Below are 25,304 nucleotides of genomic sequence, written 5' to 3'. Positions count from 1 at the left end.
AAAGCAACCGAACGGCGCGGATGGGCTGGTCGCGGTGCTGCGGCACAGTGCAGACCGTGCGTTCCGGGCTGGCATTCGCCAGTCGTTAACGCTAGAGGGCGGCGGCGCACTTTCGTCGCGCACGGCAGAACCATTCCAACGGTCATGAGTTAGCGCAGTCCGATGAACACGTCCCTTCCCTACCGCCCCTGTGTCGGCATGATGCTGGTCAACATGGACGGAAAAGTGTTTGTCGGCCAGCGCCTCGATAGCAAGGTCGAGGCGTGGCAGATGCCGCAGGGTGGCATCGATCCCGGCGAAGACCCGCGCGACACGGCGATGCGGGAACTGGGCGAAGAGACCGGCATCGTTGCCGATCTGGTCAAGGTCATTGCGCAGAGCAAGGAAGAGCTGTTCTACGACCTGCCGGACGAGTTGGTCGGGCAGATCTGGGGCGGCAAGTATCGCGGGCAGCGGCAGATCTGGTATCTGATGCGCTTTCTGGGCACCGATGCGGACATCAACATTGCCACCCCACATCAGGAATTTCGCGACTGGCAGTGGATCGATCCACACAGCCTGCCGGACCTGATCGTGCCTTTCAAGAAGAAGCTGTACCGCGACCTGCTGGCGGAATTCGCGCACCTGATCTGACCCTGGCTCATTCGCGCCCGGTCGAATTGCACCCCAGTTAACCATGTCGACTGTCGGCAGGGCTGACAGTTACGAACGCGTTAACCATCTAAGGCACGAATTTCCGTGGCTGGCATGACCCTTGCTCAGAAAAAGCCATGTTCCGGACCATCAAACGCCTGTTTACCATAAAGACGAAGTTCGAGGCGTTCCTCATCATCTACGCGCTGGCGCTTGGCGCGGCGGATCGGGGCGTCATCTACATGATGCAATACCCCGGCTGGACCGGAAAGCTGCTGGCGCTCGCCTGCACCACGGCCGTCTTCATGGCCGGCGGCAAGATTATCGATGCGGTCGATATGCAGGCCGAGCTGGGTTATTTCGACTAGGGTAGTTCGGGGTCGAGCTGCAATGCGGCTTCAGCCAGCCCCTCGGGCGTGTTGATGTTCACGAAGCGTGCGTCGCACTCAACCCTGCGTGCACCGGTGTGCTGCATCCATCCCTTGATCGACCGGTCAGGCTGCTCGGCCAGCCATGCTTCCAGTGTTGCGGCCAGCGACGCGGGCCAGAGCCCGAACAGCCATTGCGTGGCGACAACGGCAGGCCCCTCCCCCAACCCTTTGAGAAGATCAGTTGGCACGGGAAGAGTGTCGCAGCCCACGGTAAGGACGGCGCCATATCCTTTGCTCTGCGCGTAGTGCAGCGCCCCGCATAGGCCACCGAGCGGACCCTCACCCGCCTGGGGACGATCGGGAACGCAGGTCATGCCCGCCCACTGGCGACCCACCACCACGATTTCGGGGACCTGCGGCGCAAGCGCGCGGGCGACATGATCCATCAGCGGCACACCACGGAGCAGCGCCGCCGCCTTATCGCTGCCGAACCGCCGCGCCGCGCCGCCCGCGATGATCGCACCCAGGACGCTCACGTCCCGGCAGGCCGGAGAGGCGCGATGCGCGAATCAGGCGTCCTCGACGGGCGCCCCCGGACCATTCTTGATGACCGAATCGATGGCATTTTGTGCCGACGCCTTGGTCTTGTAGCCTTCGGTCCAGAAGATCGTTTCGCTGTTGTACTTGAATTTGGCGACATATTCGCCCGCCTTGTTCTGCTCGATCACGAATTTATGAGCCATGATACCCTCCCACCAGGTGATGTCCGTGTGCAGGCTATCGTCAATAAGCGGGGAAAGGAAGAGAAACCCTCAACCGAACCGCGCCGGATCGTAGCGATCGAGATCGATACCGCTCAGGGCGGCATGGGGCGCTGCCCCGGTCAGTCGCGCCCTCGCCAGCAGGGCAGCGGCGGGGGCCGTCTGGATCCCGAAACCGCCCTGCCCCGCGAACCAGAAGAATCCGGGCGTACGCCGATCAAATCCATAGACCGGCAAGCGGTCCGGCGCAAAGCTGCGCAGGCCCGCCCATTTTCGCTCGACCGCCTCGACCTTCCAGTCGACGACCTGCTCGAACCGGGCGATAGCGGTGGCGATCGCCAGATCATCCGGACCGGCGTCGCAGGGTAAAGCCGGATGTTCGTCATGGGGCGTCAGCCAGATGCGCCCTCCGCCCGCAGGCTTGAAATAGAACTGCTCCGCCAGATCAAGCACAAGCGGTAGGTCAGCGGGTGCGGCGGGATCGGTGCGCAATTGCGCGACGTTTCGCAGCAGGGGCTGGATTCCAAGGGGCGCCACACCGCACAGCCGCGCCACCGGATCGGCCCAAGCACCCGCCGCGTTGATCAGAATGTCAGCCGTACAGGCGCCCGCCGCCGTCAGCACCGTCCAGCCGCGCGACGACCGTTCCACAGATGTGAGGGCAGCGTCCGTCCACAGCGTTCCGCCCCGCTGCCGAAATTGCCGGAGATAGGCCGCATGCAGCGTGGCGACATCGATATCGGCGGTACTGGCCTCCCAAACGCCCGTCGACCAGCCGGGGCGCAGGCCGGGAATGCGCGTTTCCAGCGCCGAACGATCCATAGGGACGAGCAGGTCATTATCGGCGAAGGCAGCGATCATCCGGTCGCGCAAAGTGGCGTCATCCGCGTTCCCGATATGCACGGCGCCCCGTGGCGACAGGAAGCTGTCTTCCGAAAAGGCGGGATCGGGATCGGCAAGCGCGGCCAGTGATGCCTGCGTCAAGGGACGGACGAGCGGCCCGCCATAGCTTTCCGACCAGAACGCCACAGACCGGCCGGTGGCGTGATAGCCGGGCTGGTCTTCCTGTTCGATCATCAGCACTGCCATGTCGGCCGCGATCTCCGCACCCAGGCTGGCCCCGGCCATGCCAGCACCGATAATCAGCGCATCAAAATGAGGGAAATCGGTGGGCATATCGGTGGCAGGGCAATCCGGGTGGAGGATGGTGGTCGTGGAATTAACGCCGCGATAACGATTTGGTAAGGCCTTGTCCCTAGACCGACGTGCCATGGCTGGGGATTTTTTCATTTTTGCGTTGCTCACCGCGCTTGCCGCTTTGCTGATTGCTGCGGCGGTGACGGACTTGCGCTCGCGCATCATCTCCAACCGGCTCAATATCGTGATCGCAGCGCTGGCGCCCCTGTACTGGCTGGCGTGCGGCATTCCCGCGTGGCCGGACATGGTCCTGCAAATCGCGCTCGGCATCGGCATGTTCACGCTGTTTGCCGCGCTGTTTGCGTTGCGCATGATGGGCGGCGGCGACGTCAAGCTGCTCGCGGCTGTGGCCTTGTGGTTTCCGTGGCAGGCTCTTGCTTTCCTGTTGCTGCTGATGGCCGTGCTGGGCGGGGTCGTAACGATGGCCACGCTGATCCACCACAGGATGACGCGACGGCTGGGTCAGCCGGAGGTTCCCTATGGCGTTGCAATCTCGCTCGCCGGGCTGTGGCTGATAGGCGAACGGATAATTAACCACTTTGCGTAATATTCGGGTTTCGGGCGCTGGGAAGCGCTGATTTTTTGTAGACGGGGTTTCGTCATGGATGTCAGAAAAGCTGTCCTGCTCGCAGGAGCGCTGATCATAGCAATCACGACCGCGCTGATGGCGCGATCGATGTTTTCCGGCGATGGGGGCAGTGCCCCCCACGCTGCCGCATCGTCCATGCCACCCGCGCCGGACGGTCCGCTCGTCCTCGTGGCGACCAAGGCGCTGCCGGTCGGCACCATCCTCGACGCCGAAAGCGTGCGCTACCAGCCCTGGCCCAAGGAATTGGTCGAAAACGCCTATTTCATCAAGGGCAAGGAAGACGCGAGCGTGCTTGCGGGCAGCGTGGTGCGTAATCCGATCACCGCTGGCCAGCCGCTGACGCAGGGCACGATCATCCGCCCGGGTGATCGCGGCTTCATGGCGGCGGCGCTTGGTCCGGGCATGCGGGCGATCACCGTTCCCGTGTCTGCCAACAGCTCGGTTGCGGGCTTCATCTTTCCGGGTGACCGCATCGACCTGATGTTGACCCAGGCGATCAGCGGTGGCGGCGACAGCGGCCAGTCGCTGAAGGTCGCCGAAACCATCCTGCGCAATCTGCGCGTACTCGCCACCGACCAGCGCACCGATCCAATGGACGCGAACGGCAAGCCGGAAGTGCGTACCTATTCCACCGTCACGCTCGAAGTGACGCCCAAGATCGCCGAGAAGATCGCAGTCGCGCAGACGGTGGGTTCGCTCTCGCTCTCGCTCCGCTCAATCGCGGACAACACGGCGGATCTGGATGCGGCGATCGCGGGTGCCGACGGCAGCGTGCCGTTGCCCAACAGCAATGATCCCTCTGCCGAGAAAAAGGCGCTGGCGAAAATTGCCGCAGGGCCAGTCGACAAGGGTTCGACGTTCGCCACGGGTGGCGACGTGTCCCGGTTCCAGCGGCGGACTGTACCGCCAGCCGTGGTGCAGGGCGCCGTCCAGATGGGCGCAACCATGGGCAATGCGATTACGGGTGCGGTGGGGATTGGACCAATCGTCCATATCGCCCGTGGCACCACGGTGACCGATGTCGCCGTCAGTGGGGGTAAGTAAGATGAAACGGACCAGCTTGATCGTTCGTCATTCCGCAACGGCTTGTGCCTTCGCGCTCGGCCTTGCCGGTGTGGCGATGCCAACCAGCGCATTAAACGCGGCATCGGCGGAGACCAGCCGCCAGCCTGTCATTCTCCTCTCCGTGGGTGAGAGCAAGGTCATCAACCTGGCATCGAGCATGTCGGACGTGGTGATCGCCAAGCCCGAAGTGCTGGATGTGCATGTGCGTTCGCAGAACCAGCTCTACCTGATGGGTAAGCTGCCGGGCGAAAGCACGATCTTCGTTACATCTAAGACCGGGAAGGTCTTATATTCCGCGACTGTGCGGATCGGCAACAACCTGACCAGCATCGACCAGATGCTGAAACTCGCCCTGCCCGATGCGGACATTACCGTTTCCAACATGAACGGCATCACGCTGCTGACCGGCACGGTGAAGGCACCGGAAGACGCCGCCGAGGCCGAGCGCCTTGTCGACGCATTCCTCAACGGGCGCGTAACCGATCCCAAGGAGAAGACCACGGTGGTCGGCCGCCTGCAGACGGCGACGCCGCTGCAGGTGAACCTGCAGGTCAAGATTTCCGAGGTCAATCGGACGCTGGTCCACAAGGTCGGCACGAACTTTACCGGTTTGGGCACTGGCTCCGGTAGCTTTTCCGGCTATCTCGGCCGCTCGACACGCAGCGCGATCACGGATCAGGGCGCGGCCGTTGGCGGCCTTCCAGGGGACATCTCGCGCAGGTGGCTGTTCAACCAGCCAAGCGACAATTCCACCACGGTGGGCTTCATCGCCAAGCTGTTCGGCATGGATCTCGCCGGTGCGCTCGATCTGGCCGAGTCGAACGGCCTTGCCACCACCCTTGCGCAGCCGAACCTGACCTCGCTATCCGGCGAAACGGCCAGCTTCCTCGCGGGTGGCGAATATCCCTATCAGGTGTCGAACGGCACCCAGGGCAACAGCATCGAATTCAAGCAATATGGTGTGCAGCTTGCCTTCACGCCGACGGTGCTCTCCGATGGCCGCGTCTCGCTGCGGGTTCGCCCGACGGTTTCTTCGCTTGATTTCTCGATCAGCAGTTCGGTCCCCGCGCTGCGGACCCGCACGGCGGAAACGACCGTCGAGCTGGGATCGGGCCAGTCGTTCATGATCGCCGGTCTGCTCAACAACGACACTGCGAACGCCATCGACAAGGTTCCCGGCATCGGCAACATCCCGATCCTGGGCAGCCTGTTCAAGTCGCGCCGCTTCCAGCGCAACGAGACCGAACTGGTGATCGTCGTGACGCCCTATCTCGTCCGGCCGGTCAACGCGGCCGACATCCGCACACCGACCGACGGCTTCCGCAATGCGACGGAGTTGCAGGGGCTGCTGTTCCAGCAGGGGTCGGATGGTGTCAACGGCGCGAAAGCACCCGTGCCCAGCCTCGCTCCCGCTAACCGGCCCGCCGACCCTGCGACCGCACCCGTGGCCCCGCAAGCGGCCGCGGATGCGCCCAAGCGCGGCAAGACCGCCAAGCCGAAACGCACGGCGTCGGCCGATACGGCACCCACCCCCGGCTTCAGCTTCTGACGGCAAGGACCACGATCATGCAGAGCACATCGCCCCTCTTCCGCCCGCTGTCTCTCGCGGCCCTTTTGCTGGCCGCGATGCCGATGACGGTCGCCGCGAAGGAAAATCCGTTCAACCGCAGCGTGGACTCCGTCCACCAGCCGGTGGTGCAGTTTCAATATTATCTCTATGACGTGCAGGCCAATGACGGCAGTACCCTCTCCGCCGGAGAACGCGCGCGGCTGCTCGGCTGGCTCGACTCACTCAATGTGGGCTATGGCGATCATGTCGCCATCGCCACGGACGACGCCTTTATTGCACCCAATGTGCGCGACGGGATCGCCGATATACTGGGCGGCCGCGGCATGCTGATCGAGGAAGACCCCACCGCGCAGGCGGGCAAGGCTCCTCCGGGCGCGGTGCGCCTGATCATGCGGCGGTCCATCGCGTCCGTTCCGGGATGCCCCAACTGGAATTCGAAACAGGAAAATGACGTGGTCGGCGGGGCATCGTCCAACTACGGCTGCGCGAGCAATTCCAATCTCGCCGCCATGGTGGCCAACCCGGAAGATCTGGTGCGCGGCAAAACCGCCACCAGCGATCTGCGGACGGCTGCGTCGAGCCGCGCGATCGAAACCTATCGCACCAAGCCGTTGACCGGCGCCGGTGCGCTTCAGACCCTGACAGGAAACTGACCATGAACGCCCCCTGGAAACCCGGCGCACGCGACATGTTTCAGGCTTATGTCTGTGACGAGGCAAGCGCGAGCATTGTCCGATCCGTAGCCATCGAAATGGGCTGGCAGGCCGAAAAGGTCTATCTCGGAGGTATGCGCAATGCCGTGCAAACGCTGTCGGTGAATACCAGCCCGCAGATCCTGTTCGTCGACATGTCCGAATCGAGCGATCCGCTCAACGACATCAACGGCCTTGCCGAAGTATGTGAGCCCGGCACGATCGTGATCGCGTGCGGGCAGGTGAACGATGTGCGGTTGTACCGCGACCTGGTCGCCAGCGGCATTCAGGATTACATGCTCAAGCCGCTCCACTCCGACCATCTGCGCGATGCGCTGGCCAGCGCCCAGGCAGCGTTCATGGCGCCCAAGCTCGATGCGGCGACGGGGCGCAATCACGTCGGTGTGGCCGTGATCGGTACACGCGGCGGTGTGGGGGCTTCGACCTTCGCGACATCGCTGGCATGGATCCTGAGCGACAAGGAAAAGCGCTCGACCGCGCTGCTCGACCTCGACCTGCATTTCGGCACCGGCGCGTTGACGCTGGACCTGGAACCCGGCCGTGGCCTGACCGACGCGATCGACAATCCGAGCCGCATCGATGGGCTCTTCATCGAGCGCGCAATGGTGCGCGCCTCGGACAAGCTGGCGATCCTCTCGGCCGAAGCGCCGATCAGCCAACCGATGCTGACGGACGGCGGGGCCTTCTATCAATTGCAGGAAGAATTCCGCAACGCATTCGACTGCAGTGTCATCGACCTGCCGCGGCCGATGCTGATCCAGTTTCCGCAGCTGATGAGCGAAGTGGGTGTAGCGGTCGTGGTAACAGAACTGACACTCGCATCCGCACGCGACGCGATCCGCATCCTGTCCTGGCTCAAGACCAACGCGCCGCAGAGCAAGGTGCTGGTCGTCACCAACAAGATGCAGGCCAATGCGCTGGAGATTAGCCGCAAGGATTTCGAGCAGTCGATCGAACGCAAGATCGACATCCTGATCCCGTTCGATGCGCGCCTCGCCGCGCAGGCCGCCAAGCTTGGAAAGGCTTTTGCCGAAGTGGCGAAGGGCAACAAGGCTGGCGCTGCGTATATCGAAGCGACGGTGAAGGTGCTGGCGAGCGTCGACGAAAGCTCTGCCTCGACAGCAGGCAAAGCGGGCGCCGGACAGTCTCTCCTGGGCAAGCTCAGCGGCCTGAAAGACCGCCTGCCCAAGGGCAAGAAGGCGTTACAGGCGGAAGACGCCCAGGGGTGAACCCGATCCGTGACGCCGCGCCCTCCCGCGCGCGCGCCGGGATCGAATAGGGAATGACGATGGACCCGAAACTGATCCTGATCATCCTGATGCTGGGCAGCATGCTGTTCATGCTGTTCCTTGCCTTTTCGGGTCCGTCCGCGACGCGGGCGATGGACCGGCGGCTCAGCGCGGTGACGAGCCGCCACGGCGGAGCCGATGCCGACATGGAGCAGCGCATGCGCAAGGCGGTTGCCTCGCGCAGCACAGCCAAGCAATCGCAGATCCTCGTCTCGCTGATCCCCAACCCCGAGAACCTGACCAAGCGGCTGCGTATGACGGGCAAGAAGTGGACGCTGAGCCAATATGCGGGTGCCTGCGCGCTCGTGATGATCGCTGTCATTGGCATCGGTCTGTTCCGGGGCTGGGCGCCGCTGACGGCCCTGTTCGTCGGCACCGCGAGCGGGCTGATCCTTCCCCATAAATATGTCGGGCGGCTGATCACCAAGCGCGTGAAGAAATTCACCATGACATTCCCCGATGCGCTGGAACTGATGGTACGCGGTCTGCGGTCGGGCCTGCCCATCGCCGAAACGCTCCAGACCGTTTCGACCGAATTGCCGGGGCCGGTGGGCGAGGAATTCCGCCTCGTCACAGAACGCATCCGCATCGGCAAGACAATGGACCAGGCCTTGGCGGAAACCGCCGAACGGCTGGGCACCGCGGAGTTCCAGTTCTTCTGCATCACCTTGACGATCCAGCGCGAAACGGGCGGCAATCTGGCGGAAACGCTGGCCAACCTCGCCACCGTGCTGCGCCAGCGCGCACAGATGAAGCTGAAGATCAACGCGATGTCGTCGGAATCCAAGGCTTCGGCCTATATCATCGGGTCGTTGCCGTTCATCGTCTTTGGCCTGATCAGCTGGATCAACTTCCATTATATGGAGTCGTTCTACACCCCCGATCCCAATGGGCTGTTCGGGCTAAGCCTGATGCAGCTTGTCGGCATCGGCGGCATGTGCTGGATGGGCATCGGCGTGTTCATCATGGCCCAGATGATCAATTTCGAGATCTGACGCGATGGCTCCCACCCCTCCCCCGCCCAGCTCGATGCTGTTTGGCATGACCGCTTCGGACGTGGCGACAGTGCTTGCCGCCATGGCAACCGTGGCCGCCATCTTTGCGATCTATCTTGCCAGCACGGTGCGCGATCCGATGGCGAAGCGCGTCAAGGCCCTGAACGAACGGCGCGAACAGTTGAAGGCCGGGATTACCGCCTCCACCACGAAGCGCCGCGCGAAGCTGGTCCACCAGCGCGAGAGCACCGACCGGATGCGCTCGCTGTTGCAGGGCATGAAGGTTCTTCAGGACGACCAGCTCAAGACCGCGCAGGAAAAACTGGCGCAGGCGGGCATCCGCTCCAAGGATCTGGCCATCGCCATCATCTTCGGGCGGCTGGCTCTGCCAATCGTGTTCGGCGGCGGCGCGGCGTTCCTGCTCTATGTCGTCGGAATCAAGCCGGACTGGAGCGACTTCAAGCGCTTCATGGTGTTCGCGGGCGCGCTGCTCATCAGCTACAAGGCGCCGGACATTTACCTGCACAACCTCATTACAAAACGCGCGACCGCGATCCGGCGCGGTATGCCGGACGCGCTCGATCTGCTGGTGATCTGCGCCGAGGCGGGCCTGACCGTCGATGCCGCCTTCGGGCGCGTGGCACGGGAACTGGGTCGCGCCTATCCCGAGCTGGGCGACGAGTTTCAGCTGACGGCGATCGAACTGAGCTTCCTCACCGAGCGACGCATGGCGTTCGAGAACCTCGCCAAACGCGTGAAGCTCGATGCGCTGCGGGGCGTCGTGACGACCATGATCCAGACCGAGAAATACGGCACGCCGCTGGCGTCCGCGCTGCGGGTGCTGTCGGCGGAATTCCGGCACGAACGGATGATGAAGGCGGAAGAGAAAGCGGCACGACTGCCCGCGATCATGACGGTGCCGCTGATCCTGTTCATTCTGCCCACGCTGTTCGTGGTCATCCTCGGCCCGGCCGCCTGTTCGATCAGCGAGAAGCTGTAAGGCTGCAGCTCAACTCCGTCTCTACCGCTTAACCCATTCGCAGGGACGAATGGCGATCGGATCAGGCCGCGCGCCTACCTTGCGGAAGCGCGCAATGTATCCGCCCGCGGAGGATTTCGGCACGACCTCAATCAGCTGATAGCCGATGGAGCGGAACTCACAGGTGAGCAGGCGTGGCGGCGTGCCATGCTGCTGCGTCGGGCGATCCGCATCGACGACGATCACCTCGCCATCGGATTTGAGCGCCGGGAACAGATGCCACAGAAAGGCATAAGGCTCGGTAATTTCGTGGTACATATGGACCATGAAAACGCGGTCGAAGCTGTTTGCTGGCAGCATCGGATCGTCGGCACGGCCAAGCTTCACGCTGACATTTTCCCAGTTTTCGCGTGTAATGCGGCGGCCGAGCGCATCGATCGTTTCCGGCACGATGTCCTGTGCCAGCACCCGACCACGCGCGCCAACCCGTTCCGCCAGACGCACGGTGTAATAGCCTTCGCCCGCCCCGATGTCGGCAACCGTCATGCCGGGCCGTATGCCCGCCTGATCCATGATGTCGCGCGCCTCGTTGACGCGGTCGCGCGCCTCCTCGCTCGACCAGCGGGTCGACACGATGGGCGCAATCGGACGGTCGGCCTGGGGGAAATCGCGCGCGGATTGCGGACGATCCTCATCCTCTCCATTGCCGAACGCGTCGCATCCGCCCAGCAGGAGCAGCCCGGCACATAGGAGATGCGCCGGGACGCGCATCAGTCGACGTCCTCGACTTCGACCTTTTCGCCGGTCACACGCTGTGACAGCGCGGCGGCCATATACGGGTCGAGTGCGCCGTCGAGTACATCGTCCGGCGCGGAGGAAACAACGCCGGTGCGCAGATCCTTCACCATCTGATAGGGTTGCAGTACATAGGAACGGATCTGGTGGCCCCAGCCGATCTCGGTCTTCGCCTGATATTCGCCGCTGGCCTCGGCTTCGCGCCGTTGCAGTTCCGCCTCGTACATGCGCGCCTTGAGCATGTTCATCGCTTCCGCCTTGTTCTTGTGCTGGCTGCGCTGGTTCTGGCAGGCGACGATGATGCCGGTCGGGATATGCGTGATGCGCACCGCCGAATCGGTCGTGTTGATGTGCTGCCCGCCCGCGCCGGATGCGCGATAGGTGTCGATCTTGAGGTCGCCCTCGTTGATCTCGATGTCGATATTGTCGTCGATGACCGGATAGACCCAGACGGATGAGAAGCTGGTGTGGCGCCGCGCGCTGCTGTCATAGGGAGAGATGCGCACAAGGCGATGGACCCCGCTTTCGGTCTTGGCGTAGCCATAGGCGTTTTCGCCCTTGATGAGCAGCGTCGCGGACTTGATGCCCGCCTGCTCGCCCGCGTGATAATCGACCAGTTCGACCTTGTAGCCGCGCCGCTCGGCCCAGCGCTGGTACATGCGCTGGAGCATTTCGGCCCAGTCCTGGCTTTCCGTGCCGCCCGCACCCGCATGGATTTCCAGATAGGTGTCGTTGGTGTCCGCTTCCCCGGCGAGCAGCGCCTTGACCTTGTCCTGATCCGCACGCTCGGCAAGCGCGGCAAGCGCGGCGACGGCCTCGTCAACCATCGCGCTGTCGCCTTCCGCCTCCGCCATTTCGATCAGCTCGGCGGTGTCATTCTTCTCGCTCTCGATCGCCCGGGTGGCGGAAATGGCGGCGTCCAGACGTGTGCGCTCGCGCATCACCTCCTGCGCCTTTTTCTGGTCGTCCCACAAAGTCGGATCTTCGACGCGCGCATTGAGCTCGTCCAGGCGGCGCAACGCCTTGTCCCAGTCCAGAAAGCGGCGCAGCAGGTCGAGGGCGGCGTCGATACGGTCGATATAGGCTTGCGCTTCTGCGCGCATTCTCGCTCTCCATGCGGGCCACTGCCCGCGTCTTCAAAGGGTTAGTATATTCCGCCCTGGCTTTGCAGGAAATCATTGTCGCTGCCGCGTGTTCCGCCGGACGCTCCGGCATTGGCCCGCGCCTTCTGCTGATCGGCGATTTCTTCCTTGCGAATGGTGCGGCGCGGTTCGGTTTCCGGCTTGAACGCTTCCCAGATGACCGGCGCCTTGGGATCGTCCGTCGGCCAAGCGCCATAGACGCGCTTGCCCGAGCGACGGTCGATGCGCACCATGCGGATGCCCGCCGGGGCGATAAAGGGCGTCTTGGGCATGGCTTCGAGCACAGGTGTCATTGCCTGCTTCCAGATGGGCGCGGCGATCCGTCCGCCCTGCGCATAGCCACCCAGCGAACGTGGCGTGTCGTACCCGAGATAGACCCCCGCGACGATATCCGGCGACCCGCCGACGAACCAGACATTGGTCGGGCCGTTGGTCGTGCCGGTCTTGCCGAACAGCGGGCGTTCCAGATCGCGCAGCACGGTCGCGGTGCCGCGCTGGATGACGCCTTCGGTGATGTGGACGACCTGAAAGGCGGTCATCGGGTTCATCGCCTGTCGCCCTTCCGGCGCAAAGCGGGGCATGGGTTTCCCATCCCAGTCGACACTGTTGCAGCCTTCGCAGGGGCGCCATTTTTCCGGCCAGATCACGCGGCCGCGGCGATCCTGCACATAATCGATCGCTTTGGGCTGTAGCTGTCGGCCGTGGTTGGCGAGCATCGCATAAGCGTTGACCATTTTCTCGACCGTGGTTTCACCCGCACCCAGCGCAAAGGCGAGATAGGGCTGATAGTCGCCGATGCCCATCGCCTTGATGGTGCGCACGACGCGGTCCATGCCGGTGGTCGATGCGGCGCGCACGGTCATCAGGTTGCGGGATTGCTCGACGCCCCAGCGCATCGTCTGCGGACCCGCGCCCGCGCCGCTGAAATTCTTGAAGCATTTCTGCCCCAGCCGCCCGCCCTGATAGACGCAGAACGGCCCATCAACGATGATCGATGCCGGAGTCATGCCGTTGTCGAGCGCGGCGGCGTAGACGAATGGCTTGATGGTCGATCCGGGCTGGCGCTGCGCCTGCGTTGCGCGATTGTAGGAGGACAGGCGCGCGTCGAAACCGCCCTGCATCGCATAAACGCGGCCCGTGCGCGTTGCCTCCACCATCATGCCGCCGGACACTTCGGGGATGTTGCGCAACTGCCAGTTGCCGCCGCCGGTGGGGCTGACGACGATCAGGTCACCCGGCTTCATCGCGTTGAACGCTGGGCCACCGGTCTTGCGATAGCCCGCCTGTGCGGCGGAGGCGGGAAGGACGCCCGTGGTGCCATCGGCGAAACCAAGCTGCGCCGCGCCGCCCTCGCGCGAAACGACGACCGCGACCTTCCAGTTGTTGTAGTCGACGCCCACAAACGCCCCGGCGAGGCGACGACGCCACTGGTCGTCCATGGTGATCGTCCCGACCGGACCGGACCAGCCATGGCCGACATCGTAACGCAGCAGGCCCGCGCGCAGGGCATCGGCGGTGTGCTTCTGAATAACGGGATCGAGCGGCGTGCGCACCCACAGGCCGCCTGCGTAGATACTGTTCGGCCCATCCTTCGCCGTCTCGCCGAACTGCGCGATCAGGCGGCGACGAACTTCTTCCATATAATAACCGCCTTCGTTTCCGTACGGCGATCCCATCTGGCGCACGGTGCCCAGCGGCATGGCAGCGGCCTCGCTATATTGCGCGGGCGTGATCCAATTATTGTCGCGCATTTCGCGCAGCACATAATCGCGCCGTTCGATCGCGCGGGCATGGCCGGTCTCGCTTTCGGGGCGGTAGTTGGACGGTCCCTTGGGCAGGATCGCCAGATACGCGATTTCATGCAGCGCGAGCTGGTTCACATCCTTGTCGAAATAGGCGCGTGACGCCGCCTGCACGCCATAGGCGTTTCGGCCGAGGAAGATCTGGTTGAGGTAGAGTTCGAGGATCTGTTGCTTGCTCAGTGCATTTTCGATGCGATAAGCGAGGATCATTTCCTTGATCTTGCGCGTCGGGCTGTATTCGTCACCGATCAGCAGGTTCTTGGCGACCTGCTGGGTGATCGTCGATCCGCCCTTGGCGCGCTCGCCCGATCCGATCTTCGTGACATAGTCGAACACCGCGCCGATGAAGCCGGGGATGTCGACGCCGTGATGGCTGAAGAAGGTCTTGTCCTCCGCCGCCAGATAGGCGCGGATCAGCAGCGGCGGATAATCGTCATATTGCAATTGCACGCGGCGTTCGCGCGCATAGCTGTGGATCGGCTCGCCATTGACGTCGCGCACGATGGTGGGGAGCGGCGGCTCGTAGCTCGCCAGCGCCGAGGCATCGGGCAGGTCGCGCGCGACCAGCAGCCAGAACAGGCCAATGAACAGCAGAAACGCTCCGGCGGCATAAACGGCGCGGCGGAACCAGCGGTTGCGCCACGCTTCGCCCAGCCCGACGCGCGCACCCGATGCATCGCGTTTCAGGCGGTAGGCGAAATGGTCCCTGAAGGATTGTCCGGGCTGTGCCTCTTCCATGGTGGAGAGGCTCTAGGAAAATATTCCGGCCTTGGCCAGTGCTAGGTTAGTCGGGAATGAGCCAAATCTAGTTCATGGCCAGGCGGCGGGCGAAGTGGACTTCAATCGCCTTGGCAACGCCCTGCGCGATCTGGCGCTGGCCTGCGGCGGAGGAGAGCTTGGCCGTGTCCTGCGCGTTGCTGATATAGCCGGTCTCGAACAGCACCGAGGGCATGTCCGGCGCCTTCAAGACGACGAGCGAGGCAAAACGGTGATAGCCGGGACGGAAGGCGACATAGGGGGACGCCTCACGCTGGAGCAATTGCGCGAAATCGGCCGAGACGTTCATTGTCTCGCGTTGGGTGAGATCGATGAGGATCGAGGAAACGTCGCTGCTCTGCCCGCCGAGATTGACGCCGTTGATGACATCGGCCCGGTTCTCGCGCGCCGCGAGCCTGGCGGCTTCGCGGTCGGACGCGGTTTCCGACAGGGTGTAGATGGTTGCGCCCCTCGCTTCGCTGGTGTCGGCCGAATCGGCGTGGATGGAAATGAACAGGTCGGCGTTCATTTTGCGCGCGATACCATAGCGCTCCTGAAGCACCAGAAAACGATCGTCCTCGCGCGTCAGGGCGACGCGCACACGGCCCGACTTGACCAGCTCGTCCCGGATGCTCCGCGCAATGGCGAGGGTTATATCTTTCTCGCGCTTGCCGCTTTCCTTGTTGATCGCGCCGGGATCATGCCCGCCATGGCCAGCGTCAATGACGACCAGCGGGCGGCCGGGTTCGGCGGGGCCATAGATGCGCGGCAACGCGAGTGGCCGTCCGGCCGCCGGGATCGGCACGGTGATGCTGTGGGTCTGGCGCGGGGGTCGCGCGAAATCGATCACTGGTACGAGTGCGGTGTCCGGTGTGGCGATCGGGCTGCGTCCTCTGGCGGCGGCGCTGGAAAATCCGGCGGCATCAACATCGCGCAGCGCAACCGTCAGCGAACGCCGATCAGGCGAAAAACGGGCCGAGGCAAGCACAGCCGGCTCGGTAAGATCCAGCACAATGCGCGCTGTCGTGCTGGAATATTGCCCCTGCCGTACATTGGCGACGCGCGCACTGTTGACGCTGGCGCGGCTGACCGCGGTACGCGGCGCGTTGACGCCGTCGATGTCGAGCGCGATGCGACGGGGGCCATCCAGCACCAGCGCGGACGCACCCGAAACCGGCGCATCGAAGCGCAGCACAAGTTCGTCCCCATTCAGATTCAGCCCGGTGATCTCTCCGGCAATGCCAGGAGTAGCCGTGAACAGCAGACCGGTCGTCAGCGCGAGAGCGGCAAGGGCGGGGATCATCCCGCGACATTGCCCAATCGCGCCCTGTGCCGTCCAGCGGAAAGTCATTCGTCCTGCCTCACCCTTCGTTGGCGGGGTGTCCAATCCTGTCTGGATCGTTCGCGCACGCCGTCTCGGCCCACTCGGGCCACCGTGACCGATGTAAAAGGTCATGGTTAATAAGAACTTCACCACATCCCTAGAGAAGAAATTTATTCATCTTTCGCCTGTAACCGTAATGAAGCACCCGAAAACCCACGAGTTCGCGGGCGGTGGACCAAAAAAACACCACCGCATGTTGCTCATGGTCCCCACTGGTGCTAGCCATGACCGGTTCCCGCGTCCTTCGCAATCCGCGAGCGGCACAGGGAACCATCATAATCGCGCGCTGACCGGATGCGGACAGCGGCCGCGATATTCAACAGGTTGACGCCGCATGAGTCATTTTTCCCAGTCCAACCCCAGCCCTGCGATGGGCGCCGGGGCATGGCTGGCGCTTTTCCGGTCCGGCACCATCGCCGACCATGACCATGCAGCAGAGGCAAAAGTTCGTCACAATAACCGGACGTCGCTCGCGCGCGTGCCCCTTTCGGCACGCGGCGTGGAGCCGTCCCCTGTCAATCGCATGGCCCGCCGGGCGACATCCCGACCCCGCCATGCCGGGAGTATAATGAATGAATATGCGTATGCTGATCGATGCGCGCCACCGGGAAGAAACCCGTGTCGCGGTCGTCAAGGGAAACCGGATCGAGGAATTTGATTTTGAATCCGCCGAGCACAAACAGCTCAAGGGAAACATCTATCTAGCCAAGGTCACGCGGGTCGAACCGTCGCTTCAGGCGGCGTTTGTCGATTACGGTGGCAATCGTCATGGCTTCCTGGCCTTTTCCGAAATCCACCCGGATTACTACCAGATCCCGAAGGAAGACCGCGAAGCCTTGCTCGCCGAGGAAGCGCGTCATGCCGCCGAGGAAGCCGCACTGCGCGACGACGCCGACGACGAAGCGGCCGAGGGTCATGACGAAGAGCATGACCATGACGATGCGCATGACGACCATGAGCATGCCGAAGGTGCGGATGAAAGCGGCGAGGAAGCCCCTCGCCCCAACCGCCGCCGGGGTCGTGGCGCGAACGACGAAGCGTCCGATGAGCTACGCCGCAGCCGCATGGCGCTGCGCCGTCGCTACAAGATCCAGGATGTCATCCGCCGCCGTCAGGTGCTGCTGGTGCAGGTCGTCAAGGAAGAGCGCGGCAACAAGGGCGCGGCGCTGACCACCTATCTCTCGCTCGCGGGCCGCTACTGCGTGCTGATGCCGAACACGTCGCATGGCGGTGGGATTTCGCGCAAGATCAGCAACGCGGCCGACCGCAAGCGTCTGAAGTCCATCATTGCCGAGATGAGCCTGCCGCCGTCGATGGGCTGCATTGTGCGCACGGCGGGCTTGCAGCGCACCCGCACGGAGATCAAGCGCGACTTCGACTACCTCGCGCGGCTGTGGGACGAGATCCGCGAGAAGACGCTGAAGAGCGAAGCACCCGCGCTGATCCACAACGACAGCGACCTTATCAAGCGTGCAATCCGCGACATCTACAATCGCGACATCGACGAGGTGATGGTCGAGGGCGAGGAAGGCTATCGCGCAGCGAAGGACTTCATGAAGCTGCTGATGCCGAGCCACGCGCGCAAGGTGCAGCAATATGCCGACGCTGTGTCGCTGTTCCAGCGGCACGGGGTCGAGGACCAGCTCGCCGCGATGTACAATCCGGTCGTGCAGCTGAAATCCGGTGGCTATCTGGTCATCAACCCGACTGAGGCATTGGTGTCGATCGACATCAACTCCGGCCGTTCCACGCGCGAGCATGGCATCGAACAGACGGCGGTTGCGACCAATCTAGAGGCCGCGCGCGAGATTGCCCGCCAGTTGCGCCTGCGCGATATGGCCGGGCTGGTCGTCATCGACTTCATCGACATGGAGGTCAATGGCAACGTCCGCAAGGTCGAGAAGGCGATGAAGGATGCGCTGAAGGACGACCGGGCGCGCATTCAGGTGGGCCGTATTTCGGGCTTCGGCCTCATGGAGATGAGCCGCCAGCGCCTGCGCACTGGCGTGCTGGAAGCGTCGACCAAGGTCTGCCCGCATTGCGAGGGCACCGGCCTTGTCCGCACGGCATCGTCGGCAGGCCTTTCCGCGCTGCGCATGCTCGAAGAGGAAGCGGCGCGCGGCAAGGGATCGATCATCACCCTGCGCGCGAGCCAGGAAGCGGCGTTCTACGTCCTCAACAACAAGCGGCATGAGATCGGCGAGATCGAGCACCGCTATGGCGTGATGATCACCATCCTGTCGGACGGCGAAGTCGAGGGCGCGCGCATGTCGGTCGAGGCCAGCGGCCCGCGCCCGACGCAGGTCGTCAGCTACACGCCGATCGTGCACGAAGAGGAAGACGACGCAGACCTGCCATACGAGGATCTGGAAGACGAGGAAGCGGAAGAAGCCGCAGCCCGCGCAGATCGGGAATCGGGCGCAAGTCCGGAAGAGCAGGACGCCAACCGTCGCCGTCGTCGCCGTCGTCGCCGTCGTGGCGGACGCCGCGAGGAAGGCGAAGGCCAGGGCGGCGCTGGGCAGGAGCGTGGCGAACGCACCGAAGCACAGAACGCCGATGGCGAAGAGCAGGACGGTGAAGCGGTCGACGCAGTCGAGGGCGAGGAAAGTGGCGAAGCGGGCGAAAGCCGCCGTCGTAACCGGCGTGGCCGTCGCGGCGGCCGTCGCAGACGCGGTGCCGGTGGCGAGGCCGGTGCCGTAGAGGCTACCGAGGGTACCGAGGAAGCGGCCAATGACGCAGGCGACGCCGAAGCGAGCGTAGATGCGCAGCCGATAGCCGAGGATGCAGGGGAGACCGCTGCCTCCGCCGAGGAAGCGACGCCCAAGACGCGCCGTCGTCCCCGTGCCCGCAAGGCGGATGCCGAAACCGCTCCGGCGGTCGAAGCGGAGGCTCCCGAGGCCGCACCGGCAGCCGAGGCAGACGCTGCCCCGGAAGCCGAGGCAAAGCCCAAGCGGACGCGACGCAAAAAGGCTGATGCTGCCGTGGAAGCTCCGGCTGCGGAAACGGCTCCGGAAGCGCCAGCAGCAGCGGCTGAAGCCGAAGCTGCACCCGAGGCGGATGCCAAGCCCAAGCGCACGCGCCGTAAAAAGGCGGACGCCATCGCTCTGGACGCCGCACCGGCACGAGATGTGGTGACATCCGCTCCAGCCGACGCGGAGGTCGAACCCGCCCCGCTCGCAGAGACGGCGACCGCCCCACTGGCGGAATCCGGATCCGCGCAGGCCGAGGAAGAAGACGACGGCCCGCCCCGGCGTGGCTGGTGGCAGCGCACCTTCGGCAACTGATATCTGTGGACGCGCCCGCTCCTCTCGGGAGGCATGCGGGCGCGTCACGGCCTGTTCAGGTTGACGCGGGCATGAGCGCCACGATGCCCTACCCCTACCCCTACCCCTACCCCTTCCCTGCTCCCTTGCTCCGTCTGGTTCGCGCGGTTGCGGCGCTGCTGCTCGCAATGGCGCTGGTCGCCCGTCCCGCGATGGCGCAGCAGATTCTGCGCGATGCCGAGACCGAGGCGTTTCTGGCCGACGCGTCCGCGCCGCTGGTGCAGGCGGCGGGGCTTGCGCCGGGCAATGTACAGGTGCTCCTCATCAACGATCCAGAAATCAACGCCTTTGTCGCGGGCGGGCAAATCGTGTGGATTCACAGCGGCTTGTTCACCGCCGCTGACAACCTGAACCAGGTACAGGGCGTCGTCGCGCACGAGCTGGGCCATATCGAGGGAGGACACATCATCCGCTCGGGCGAGGGCATGAAGGCGGCGACCGGTATCACGCTGCTCAGCCTCGTGCTCGGCGCTGCGGTCATGGCGGCGGGCGGCGGCGAGGCCGGGATGGGCGTCATGGCCGCTGGCCAGCAGGCGGCGATGGGCAAATATCTCGCCTTTTCCCGTACACAGGAAGCCAGCGCCGACGCGGCGGGGGCACGCTATCTCAGCAAGGCGGGGATCAGCGGCAAGGGATCCATCGCGTTCATGCAGAAATTGCAGAACCTCGAATACCGGCTCGCGATCCCGCAGGACGATGGCTATGCGCGCACCCACCCGCTGACCGGCGAGCGGATCGCGATCATGCGCGAGGCCTATGAGCCGGACGCGGCTTGGAATGCGAAGACACCACCCGAAATGGAGGCGCGTTTCCAGCGCATCAAGGCGAAGCTGTTCGGCTTCGTCTCCGACCCGCAACAGACGCTGCGTATCTATCCCGAGAGCGACCAGACGATTCCAGCGCATTATGCGCGCGCCTATGCGTGGCACAAGAGCGCCTATCCCGACAAGGCGCTGGCGGAGACCGACGCGCTGCTGAGGGCCGCGCCGCACGACCCCTATTTCCTCGAACTGCGCGGGCAGGTGCTGCTGGAAAGCGGTCGACCCGCCGATGCGATCCCACCGTTGCGTGAGGCGGTCCGGACGACGGGAAGCCAGCCGTTGATCGCCGTGCTGCTCGGCCACGCGCTGATCGCCACCGAAGACCCGAAGAATTTCGCGGAAGCCGAGGCTGTGCTGCGCTCGGCGGTCAACAAGGACCGGGAAAATCCCTTCGCCTGGTATCAATTGGGCGTCATCTACGAGCATCGCGGCGACATGCCCCGCGCCGCGCTGGCAACGGCGGAAAGCCGGGCGATGATGGGCGACTATCCGGTCGCGCTGCGCAGTGCCGAGGCGGCAATGGCGGGTCTCAAAGAAGGGACGACCGATTATCTGCGCGCGCAGGACATTGCGATGGTAGCCCGGTCGGAACTCGACGCGACCAAGAAAAAGAAGAAGGGCAAATGAGCGCACCGGGCGACGAGCGCGAACGGCCGGGCTTGGGCGCGGCACTTTCAAACAGGACGATACAGATCATGCTGGGGATTTTGGTGACGGTGGCGGCGGGATCGGCGGCGGCGCTGGCAGTACAGACGGCGGCTCCAGCCGCGCAGGTCGGTGGTTTGCAGCGCGAACAGATCGAGCGGATCGTGCACGACTATATCCTCGCCCACCCGGAAATCCTGCCTGAGGCGATGGAACGGCTGAGCGCCAAGCGGACCGGCGATACGATCTCCGCCAAGCGCAGCGCGATCGAGACGCCCTATGCGGGCGCGTGGGAAGGTGCCGCGAACGGCGATGTCACGGTGGTGGAATTCTTCGACTATGCCTGCGGTTATTGCCGGGCGTCGCTGCCCGATCTGGCCAAGCTGGTGGTCAACGACCCCAAGGTGAAGGTCGTCTATCGCGAGCTGCCGATCCTGTCGGCCGAAAGCGCCGAGGCGGCCAAGGTCTCGCTGCTCGCCGCCGAGCGGGGGCGCTATGTGCCGTTTCACAAAGCGCTGTATAATGCCGGACGCGTGACGCGGGAAACAATCATGGCCGCGGCGGCCGGGGTCGGGATCGACCGCAAGAGCGCAGAGGCGGCGCTCACCAACCCGGCCTATGACCGCGAGATCGCAGCCAATGTCGCGCTGGCGCAGGAACTGCGCGCGAGCGGAACGCCGACCTTTGTGGTGGGTAACCAGATCCTCAACGGCGCGGTGGGCTATGACGCGCTCAAGGACGCGGTGGACAAAGCTCGGAAGTGACCTCTTTGCTTTCCATCAGTCCGTTCGTGCTGAGTGTCATTGAGCATGTCGAAATGGCGTATCGAAGCATCGGCCCTTCGATACGGGACTTCGATAAACTCAGTCCCACCTCAGGGCGAAAGGCTATGCTCCAGAACTGAGAGTCCCTAAACCCGCATGGGCATGAGGACGTAGAGCGCGGGCGACTTGTCGTTCTCCCGAATCAGCGTCGGGGCGGCCGCGTCGGCGAGGTGGAGTTCCACGACATCGCCGTCGATCTGGCCGAGAATATCGAGCAGATAGCGCGCGTTGAACCCGATCTCGAACGTGTCCGAACGATAGTCGCCGGGCACTTCTTCCGCCGCCGTGCCGTTCTCCGGGCTGGTGACGGACAGCGTGATCTTGTCGCGATCCAGCGCCATCTTGACCGCGCGGGTCTTTTCGGTGGCGATAGTGGCGACGCGATCGACGCCTTCTTCAAAGCTGCGCGGGTCGATCTTGAGCAGCTTGTCGTTCGCGGTCGGGATCACACGGCTGTAATCCGGGAAGGTGCCGTCGATCAGCTTGCTGGTGAGGATCGCGTTGCCGATGCCGAAGCGGATCTTGCTGGCCGACAGCGAGATTTCGACGCTGCCGTCGACCTCATCAAGCAGCTTACGCAGCTCGGCGATGCATTTGCGCGGGATAATGATGTCCGGCATCCCTTCCGCGCCATCAGGGCGGGGCACGGTGACACGGGCGAGACGATGGCCGTCCGTGGCGGCGGCCTTCAGCACCGGCTGCGGGTCCTCCGAGACGTGGAAGAATATGCCGTTGAGATAATAGCGCGTTTCTTCGGTCGAGATCGCAAAGCGAGTCTTGTCGATGATCTGGATCAGCGTGCTCGCGGGCAGCTCGAAGCTGGTGGGCAGGTCGCCCGCCGCAATCACCGGAAAATCGTCACGTGGCAAAGTCGAGAGGTTGAACCGCGCGCGGCCTGCCTGGATCAGGATCTTGCCCTCGGCCGCCTCGAGCGAAACCTGGCTGCCCTCCGGCAACTTGCGCGCGATGTCGAACAAAGTGTGCGCGGAGATAGTGGTCGCGCCCGCTACTTCGACCTGCGCCTGCACGCTGTCGACGATCTGCAAGTCGAGGTCGGTCGCCATTAGACGGATGGTGCCGTCGGCCGCCGCTTCGATCAGCACGTTGGAAAGGATGGGGATGGTATTGCGGCGCTCAACCACCGACTGGACGTGGCTCAGGCTCTTGAGCAGCGTAGCGCGTTCGATGGTTGCCTTCATTCTTAGTCCCGCTTCCCTGTACCCAATGGCCTGTACCCTGTGGAACCCGATTCTCGGATCGGGGGGCTATTTCCTGCGCTGTCTTCATGAACAACAATCCGCGCGGCTGCAAGCGGGAGAGGCAGATTCCTTGTGGATAGACGTGCGCCATGCTTGCAAATCATGACGATGTGCGCTTTGCCGGGAGGAATGAAGGCGGTCCCTCTGTTCCTGATAGTGCTTCTCGTCCCGGTGGGAAGCGCTTCGGCGCGCGATTCGCTCGGCGTGTTCGACCGCTGGGCGGCGTTCCGCGATGCGTCCGTACCGCGCTGCTACGCGATTGCCGCGCCCGCACAAGCGTCAACCTCAGCGGCGTGGCGTCCCTTTGCCAGCGTCGGCACATGGCCGCGCAAGGGCGTGCGCGGTCAGATTCACATCCGGCTGTCGCGCCAGCGCGCGCCCAATACCCAGACGACGCTGAGCATCGGCGACCGGCGCTTTGCGCTTGTGGCGGGCAATGCCGATGCCTGGGCGCCGGACAAGCGGGCTGATGCCGCCATCCTCGCCGCGATGCGCAGCGCCAAGAGCATGAGCGTGGCGGCGACTGGGCGTGACGGTCGTGGCTTTGCCGATACCTACACGCTGCGCGGCGCGGCCACGGCGATGGACGCGGCGGCGATCGGCTGCGCGGGGGGTTAAAACCGGCGGATCAGGCGGGACACGGCGTCGCGCGCGACATCGGCCTCTTCGGCGCGGGCCTGCACCTCCTTCTCCAGCGCCTCGCGAATCTTGCAGAGCTGCGCGTCCGTCATATGCTCGATGCCGATGAAGGCGTCGCGCGCGTCATCATCGGCGCGGATCAGTTCGTCGAGTTTCGCCTGCATCGCGGCGGCATCCCGGTTGGTGCTGTTCTGGATGACGAACACCATCAGGAAGGTAACAATCGTGGTCGATGTGTTGACCACCAGCTGCCACGTATCCGAAAAGCCGAACAGCGGGCCTGACAGCGCCCAGACGATAATGAACAACAGCGCGACGATAAACGCCCAGGGCTGGCCTACGGCAGAAGACACAGCGGTGGAGATGCGGGTGAAGAAACGATCCATGCGGCTTTCCTTCAACGGGTGAAAGGGGTGGCGGGTTGGCTTCCGCGCTTCTATATGCCCACCATGCAAATACCCGGTCATATCGATCCAGTTCCCGTGCCCCGCACGATTACCCCCCGCGCCGATGGACGCAGCGACCTGCTCGGACTGTCACGCGAGCAGATCCGTGCGGAGCTGGAGGACAAGGGACTGGAGCCGAAGCAAGCGAAGCTGCGCGCGAAACAGCTGTTCCACTGGCTCTATCATCGCGGTGAAACGGACTTCGAGAGGATGACCGATCTTGCCAAGCCGATGCGCGGGTGGATGGCGGAACGCTTCGTCATCGGGCGGCCGCAGGTGGTCGAGGCGCAGGTGTCGAGCGATGGCACGCGGAAATGGCTCCTGCGCTCCGACGATGGGCAGGATTACGAGATGGTGTTTATCCCCGATGCGGACCGGGGGACGCTCTGCGTGTCGAGCCAGGTCGGCTGCACGCTCAACTGCCGGTTCTGCCACACCGGCACGATGCGGCTGGTGCGCAACCTGACACCGGGCGAGATCGTCGGGCAAGTCATGCTGGCGCGCGACGCGCTGGGGGAATGGCCGAAAGGCACGATGGCGGCGGGGACCGACGAGGACGATGACGACGCCCCCCAATACACCGCCGATGGCCGGATGCTGACCAACATCGTGATGATGGGCATGGGCGAGCCGCTCTACAATTTCGAGAATGTCCGCGACGCGCTAAAGGTCGTGATGGACGGCGACGGACTATCGCTCAGCAAGCGGCGCATCACGCTGTCGACCAGCGGCGTGGTGCCGATGATGGCGCGCGCGGCCGAAGAAATCGGCGTCAACCTCGCCGTCTCGCTTCATGCGGTGACCAAGGAAGTCCGCGACGAGATCGTCCCCATCAACCGCAAATACGGGATTGAGGAGCTGCTGCAGGCGTGCGCCGATTATCCCAAGGCGAACAACGCGCGGCGCATTACCTTCGAATATGTGATGCTGAAGGACAAAAACGACAGCGATGCCGACGCGCGCGAGCTGGTGCGGCTGATCCGCCATTACAAGCTGCCCGCTAAGGTCAACCTGATCCCGTTCAACCCGTGGCCGGGCGCGATCTACGAATGTTCCAGCCCCGAACGGGTGAAACGCTTTTCCGAGATCATCTTCGAAAGCGGGATCAGCGCCCCGGTGCGCACTCCCCGCGGGCGCGACATCTCGGCGGCGTGCGGGCAACTGAAGACGCAGGCGCAGAAAATGAGCCGCGCGGAGCTGGACCGACTGGCGGAGGAAAAGCAGGCGGCGTTGGGGTGACCTTTGTCATACCAGCGCAGGTTGGTATCTCAGGCCCATAACTCCGGCTGGCTCCCACCCCCGTTCG

The 25,304-nt window shown here is 64.0% G+C and carries 23 protein-coding genes; 14 read left to right on the top strand and 9 right to left on the bottom strand.

The window, feature by feature from the left end; genetic code table 11:
• Positions 1 to 162 precede the first annotated feature (162 nt).
• Both FHS92_RS12710 and FHS92_RS12705 read left to right on the top strand, forming a co-directional pair.
• Positions 163 to 633 (top strand): RNA pyrophosphohydrolase, encoded by a 471-nt coding sequence (locus FHS92_RS12710; RefSeq protein WP_184081100.1) that lies wholly within the window; start codon positions 163 to 165, stop codon positions 631 to 633.
• 137 nt (positions 634 to 770) lie between these two features.
• Positions 771 to 1,001 carry a hypothetical protein gene (locus tag FHS92_RS12705; protein ID WP_184081099.1) on the top strand — a complete coding sequence of 77 codons (231 nt, stop codon included), beginning with the start codon at positions 771 to 773 and terminating at the stop codon, positions 999 to 1,001.
• Here FHS92_RS12705 and mobA read toward each other — a convergent pair.
• From mobA to FHS92_RS12690, 3 genes are all read right to left on the bottom strand, one after another.
• Entirely contained in the window at positions 998 to 1,540 is a 543-nt protein-coding gene (gene mobA, locus FHS92_RS12700; RefSeq protein WP_184081098.1) for an NTP transferase domain-containing protein, read from the bottom strand. The two genes, FHS92_RS12705 and mobA, sit on opposite strands and share 4 nt — an antisense overlap.
• 33 nt (positions 1,541 to 1,573) lie before the next feature.
• On the bottom strand, positions 1,574 to 1,747 hold the full coding sequence (locus FHS92_RS12695) for a YegP family protein (protein WP_184081097.1): 174 nt from the start codon (positions 1,745 to 1,747) through the stop codon (positions 1,574 to 1,576).
• Positions 1,748 to 1,816: 69 nt separating this feature from the next.
• On the bottom strand, positions 1,817 to 2,941 hold the full coding sequence (locus FHS92_RS12690; RefSeq protein WP_184081273.1) for an NAD(P)/FAD-dependent oxidoreductase: 1,125 nt from the start codon (positions 2,939 to 2,941) through the stop codon (positions 1,817 to 1,819).
• 94 nt (positions 2,942 to 3,035) lie between these two features.
• On the opposite strand from FHS92_RS12690, the gene FHS92_RS12685 reads away from it, so the two are divergent.
• From FHS92_RS12685 to FHS92_RS12655, 7 genes are read left to right on the top strand one after another with little or no spacing between them, the layout of a single operon-like run.
• The gene (locus FHS92_RS12685; RefSeq protein WP_184081096.1) at positions 3,036 to 3,509 is read left to right on the top strand and encodes an A24 family peptidase; all 474 of its coding nucleotides are present in this window, start codon (positions 3,036 to 3,038) and stop codon (positions 3,507 to 3,509) included.
• 54 nt (positions 3,510 to 3,563) lie between these two features.
• The gene (gene cpaB, locus FHS92_RS12680) at positions 3,564 to 4,595 is read left to right on the top strand and encodes a Flp pilus assembly protein CpaB (protein WP_184081095.1); all 1,032 of its coding nucleotides are present in this window, start codon (positions 3,564 to 3,566) and stop codon (positions 4,593 to 4,595) included.
• Position 4,596: 1 nt separating this feature from the next.
• Positions 4,597 to 6,165: a type II and III secretion system protein family protein gene (locus FHS92_RS12675; protein WP_184081094.1), complete on the top strand. Its 1,569-nt coding sequence runs from the start codon at positions 4,597 to 4,599 to the stop codon at positions 6,163 to 6,165.
• A gap of 17 nt (positions 6,166 to 6,182) precedes the next feature.
• Positions 6,183 to 6,839 (top strand): CpaD family pilus assembly lipoprotein, encoded by a 657-nt coding sequence (locus tag FHS92_RS12670; protein WP_184081093.1) that lies wholly within the window; start codon positions 6,183 to 6,185, stop codon positions 6,837 to 6,839.
• Positions 6,840 to 6,841: 2 nt separating this feature from the next.
• On the top strand, positions 6,842 to 8,128 hold the full coding sequence (locus tag FHS92_RS12665) for a CpaE/TadZ family protein (protein WP_184081092.1): 1,287 nt from the start codon (positions 6,842 to 6,844) through the stop codon (positions 8,126 to 8,128).
• 59 nt (positions 8,129 to 8,187) lie between these two features.
• Complete coding sequence (locus tag FHS92_RS12660; RefSeq protein ID WP_184081091.1) at positions 8,188 to 9,183, top strand: type II secretion system F family protein; 996 nt, start codon at positions 8,188 to 8,190, stop codon at positions 9,181 to 9,183.
• 4 nt (positions 9,184 to 9,187) lie between these two features.
• Entirely contained in the window at positions 9,188 to 10,183 is a 996-nt protein-coding gene (locus FHS92_RS12655) for a type II secretion system F family protein (protein ID WP_184081090.1), read from the top strand.
• A 21-nt stretch (positions 10,184 to 10,204) separates the two neighbouring features.
• On the opposite strand, the gene FHS92_RS12650 is transcribed toward FHS92_RS12655, so the two are convergent.
• From FHS92_RS12650 to FHS92_RS12635, 4 genes are all read right to left on the bottom strand, one after another.
• Entirely contained in the window at positions 10,205 to 10,933 is a 729-nt protein-coding gene (locus FHS92_RS12650) for a class I SAM-dependent methyltransferase (protein WP_184081089.1), read from the bottom strand.
• The gene (prfB, locus tag FHS92_RS12645; RefSeq protein WP_184081088.1) at positions 10,933 to 12,060 is read right to left on the bottom strand and encodes a peptide chain release factor 2; all 1,128 of its coding nucleotides are present in this window, start codon (positions 12,058 to 12,060) and stop codon (positions 10,933 to 10,935) included. The genes FHS92_RS12650 and prfB overlap by 1 nt, the downstream gene beginning before the upstream one ends.
• A gap of 41 nt (positions 12,061 to 12,101) precedes the next feature.
• The gene (locus FHS92_RS12640) at positions 12,102 to 14,639 is read right to left on the bottom strand and encodes a penicillin-binding protein 1A (RefSeq protein ID WP_184081087.1); all 2,538 of its coding nucleotides are present in this window, start codon (positions 14,637 to 14,639) and stop codon (positions 12,102 to 12,104) included.
• Positions 14,640 to 14,706: 67 nt separating this feature from the next.
• Positions 14,707 to 16,008 (bottom strand): N-acetylmuramoyl-L-alanine amidase, encoded by a 1,302-nt coding sequence (locus tag FHS92_RS12635; protein WP_184081086.1) that lies wholly within the window; start codon positions 16,006 to 16,008, stop codon positions 14,707 to 14,709.
• A gap of 605 nt (positions 16,009 to 16,613) precedes the next feature.
• Between FHS92_RS12635 and FHS92_RS12630 the strand changes: the two genes are divergently transcribed.
• The 3 genes from FHS92_RS12630 to FHS92_RS12620 all read left to right on the top strand — a co-directional run bounded on the left by FHS92_RS12630 (position 16,614) and on the right by FHS92_RS12620 (position 21,594).
• Positions 16,614 to 19,325 carry an Rne/Rng family ribonuclease gene (locus tag FHS92_RS12630; RefSeq protein WP_221231042.1) on the top strand — a complete coding sequence of 904 codons (2,712 nt, stop codon included), beginning with the start codon at positions 16,614 to 16,616 and terminating at the stop codon, positions 19,323 to 19,325.
• A 167-nt stretch (positions 19,326 to 19,492) separates the two neighbouring features.
• Positions 19,493 to 20,812, top strand: coding sequence for a M48 family metalloprotease (locus FHS92_RS12625; RefSeq protein WP_246351994.1), 1,320 nt, complete (start codon positions 19,493 to 19,495; stop codon positions 20,810 to 20,812).
• Positions 20,813 to 20,880: 68 nt separating this feature from the next.
• Complete coding sequence (locus FHS92_RS12620; RefSeq protein WP_184081270.1) at positions 20,881 to 21,594, top strand: DsbA family protein; 714 nt, start codon at positions 20,881 to 20,883, stop codon at positions 21,592 to 21,594.
• A gap of 146 nt (positions 21,595 to 21,740) precedes the next feature.
• Here FHS92_RS12620 and dnaN read toward each other — a convergent pair whose 3' ends face one another.
• Positions 21,741 to 22,853, bottom strand: a complete 1,113-nt coding sequence (dnaN, locus tag FHS92_RS12615) for a DNA polymerase III subunit beta (protein ID WP_184081085.1) — start codon at positions 22,851 to 22,853, stop codon at positions 21,741 to 21,743.
• 189 nt (positions 22,854 to 23,042) lie between these two features.
• On the opposite strand from dnaN, the gene FHS92_RS12610 reads away from it, so the two are divergent.
• Positions 23,043 to 23,531, top strand: a complete 489-nt coding sequence (locus tag FHS92_RS12610; protein ID WP_184081084.1) for a hypothetical protein — start codon at positions 23,043 to 23,045, stop codon at positions 23,529 to 23,531.
• On the opposite strand, the gene FHS92_RS12605 is transcribed toward FHS92_RS12610, so the two are convergent.
• Positions 23,528 to 23,938: a low affinity iron permease family protein gene (locus tag FHS92_RS12605; protein WP_184081083.1), complete on the bottom strand. Its 411-nt coding sequence runs from the start codon at positions 23,936 to 23,938 to the stop codon at positions 23,528 to 23,530. The two genes, FHS92_RS12610 and FHS92_RS12605, sit on opposite strands and share 4 nt — an antisense overlap.
• A 54-nt stretch (positions 23,939 to 23,992) precedes the next feature.
• Here FHS92_RS12605 and rlmN point away from each other — a divergent pair, with 54 nt between their 5' ends.
• On the top strand, positions 23,993 to 25,237 hold the full coding sequence (gene rlmN / locus FHS92_RS12600) for a dual-specificity RNA methyltransferase RlmN (protein WP_184081082.1): 1,245 nt from the start codon (positions 23,993 to 23,995) through the stop codon (positions 25,235 to 25,237).
• Positions 25,238 to 25,304 lie beyond the last annotated feature (67 nt).

The sequence above is a fragment of the Sphingobium subterraneum genome (assembly GCF_014199435.1).
Taxonomy (GTDB): Bacteria; Pseudomonadota; Alphaproteobacteria; order Sphingomonadales; family Sphingomonadaceae; genus Sphingobium; species Sphingobium subterraneum.
The sequence above is the reverse complement of the archived record's forward strand: the minus strand, read 5'-3'. Positions and strand labels throughout refer to the sequence as shown.

Excerpts from the sequence above, each read along its gene's own strand:
- FHS92_RS12660 (WP_184081091.1), top strand. The coding sequence starts at position 8,188 with ATGGACCCGAAACTGATCCTGATCATCCTGATGCTGGGCAGCATGCTG.
- cpaB (WP_184081095.1), top strand. The coding sequence starts at position 3,564 with ATGGATGTCAGAAAAGCTGTCCTGCTCGCAGGAGCGCTGATCATAGCA.
- FHS92_RS12625 (WP_246351994.1), top strand. The coding sequence starts at position 19,493 with ATGGCGCTGGTCGCCCGTCCCGCGATGGCGCAGCAGATTCTGCGCGAT.
- FHS92_RS12640 (WP_184081087.1), bottom strand. The coding sequence starts at position 14,639 with ATGGAAGAGGCACAGCCCGGACAATCCTTCAGGGACCATTTCGCCTAC.
- FHS92_RS12605 (WP_184081083.1), bottom strand. The coding sequence starts at position 23,938 with ATGGATCGTTTCTTCACCCGCATCTCCACCGCTGTGTCTTCTGCCGTA.
- FHS92_RS12610 (WP_184081084.1), top strand. The coding sequence starts at position 23,043 with ATGAAGGCGGTCCCTCTGTTCCTGATAGTGCTTCTCGTCCCGGTGGGA.
- FHS92_RS12655 (WP_184081090.1), top strand. The coding sequence starts at position 9,188 with ATGGCTCCCACCCCTCCCCCGCCCAGCTCGATGCTGTTTGGCATGACC.
- FHS92_RS12630 (WP_221231042.1), top strand. The coding sequence starts at position 16,614 with ATGAATATGCGTATGCTGATCGATGCGCGCCACCGGGAAGAAACCCGT.
- FHS92_RS12670 (WP_184081093.1), top strand. The coding sequence starts at position 6,183 with ATGCAGAGCACATCGCCCCTCTTCCGCCCGCTGTCTCTCGCGGCCCTT.
- FHS92_RS12690 (WP_184081273.1), bottom strand. The coding sequence starts at position 2,941 with ATGCCCACCGATTTCCCTCATTTTGATGCGCTGATTATCGGTGCTGGC.
- FHS92_RS12685 (WP_184081096.1), top strand. The coding sequence starts at position 3,036 with ATGGCTGGGGATTTTTTCATTTTTGCGTTGCTCACCGCGCTTGCCGCT.
- FHS92_RS12650 (WP_184081089.1), bottom strand. The coding sequence starts at position 10,933 with ATGCGCGTCCCGGCGCATCTCCTATGTGCCGGGCTGCTCCTGCTGGGC.
- rlmN (WP_184081082.1), top strand. The coding sequence starts at position 23,993 with ATGCCCACCATGCAAATACCCGGTCATATCGATCCAGTTCCCGTGCCC.
- FHS92_RS12620 (WP_184081270.1), top strand. The coding sequence starts at position 20,881 with ATGCTGGGGATTTTGGTGACGGTGGCGGCGGGATCGGCGGCGGCGCTG.
- FHS92_RS12705 (WP_184081099.1), top strand. The coding sequence starts at position 771 with ATGTTCCGGACCATCAAACGCCTGTTTACCATAAAGACGAAGTTCGAG.
- FHS92_RS12695 (WP_184081097.1), bottom strand. The coding sequence starts at position 1,747 with ATGGCTCATAAATTCGTGATCGAGCAGAACAAGGCGGGCGAATATGTC.
- FHS92_RS12710 (WP_184081100.1), top strand. The coding sequence starts at position 163 with ATGAACACGTCCCTTCCCTACCGCCCCTGTGTCGGCATGATGCTGGTC.
- FHS92_RS12675 (WP_184081094.1), top strand. The coding sequence starts at position 4,597 with ATGAAACGGACCAGCTTGATCGTTCGTCATTCCGCAACGGCTTGTGCC.
- FHS92_RS12635 (WP_184081086.1), bottom strand. The coding sequence starts at position 16,008 with ATGACTTTCCGCTGGACGGCACAGGGCGCGATTGGGCAATGTCGCGGG.
- FHS92_RS12665 (WP_184081092.1), top strand. The coding sequence starts at position 6,842 with ATGAACGCCCCCTGGAAACCCGGCGCACGCGACATGTTTCAGGCTTAT.
- dnaN (WP_184081085.1), bottom strand. The coding sequence starts at position 22,853 with ATGAAGGCAACCATCGAACGCGCTACGCTGCTCAAGAGCCTGAGCCAC.
- prfB (WP_184081088.1), bottom strand. The coding sequence starts at position 12,060 with ATGCGCGCAGAAGCGCAAGCCTATATCGACCGTATCGACGCCGCCCTC.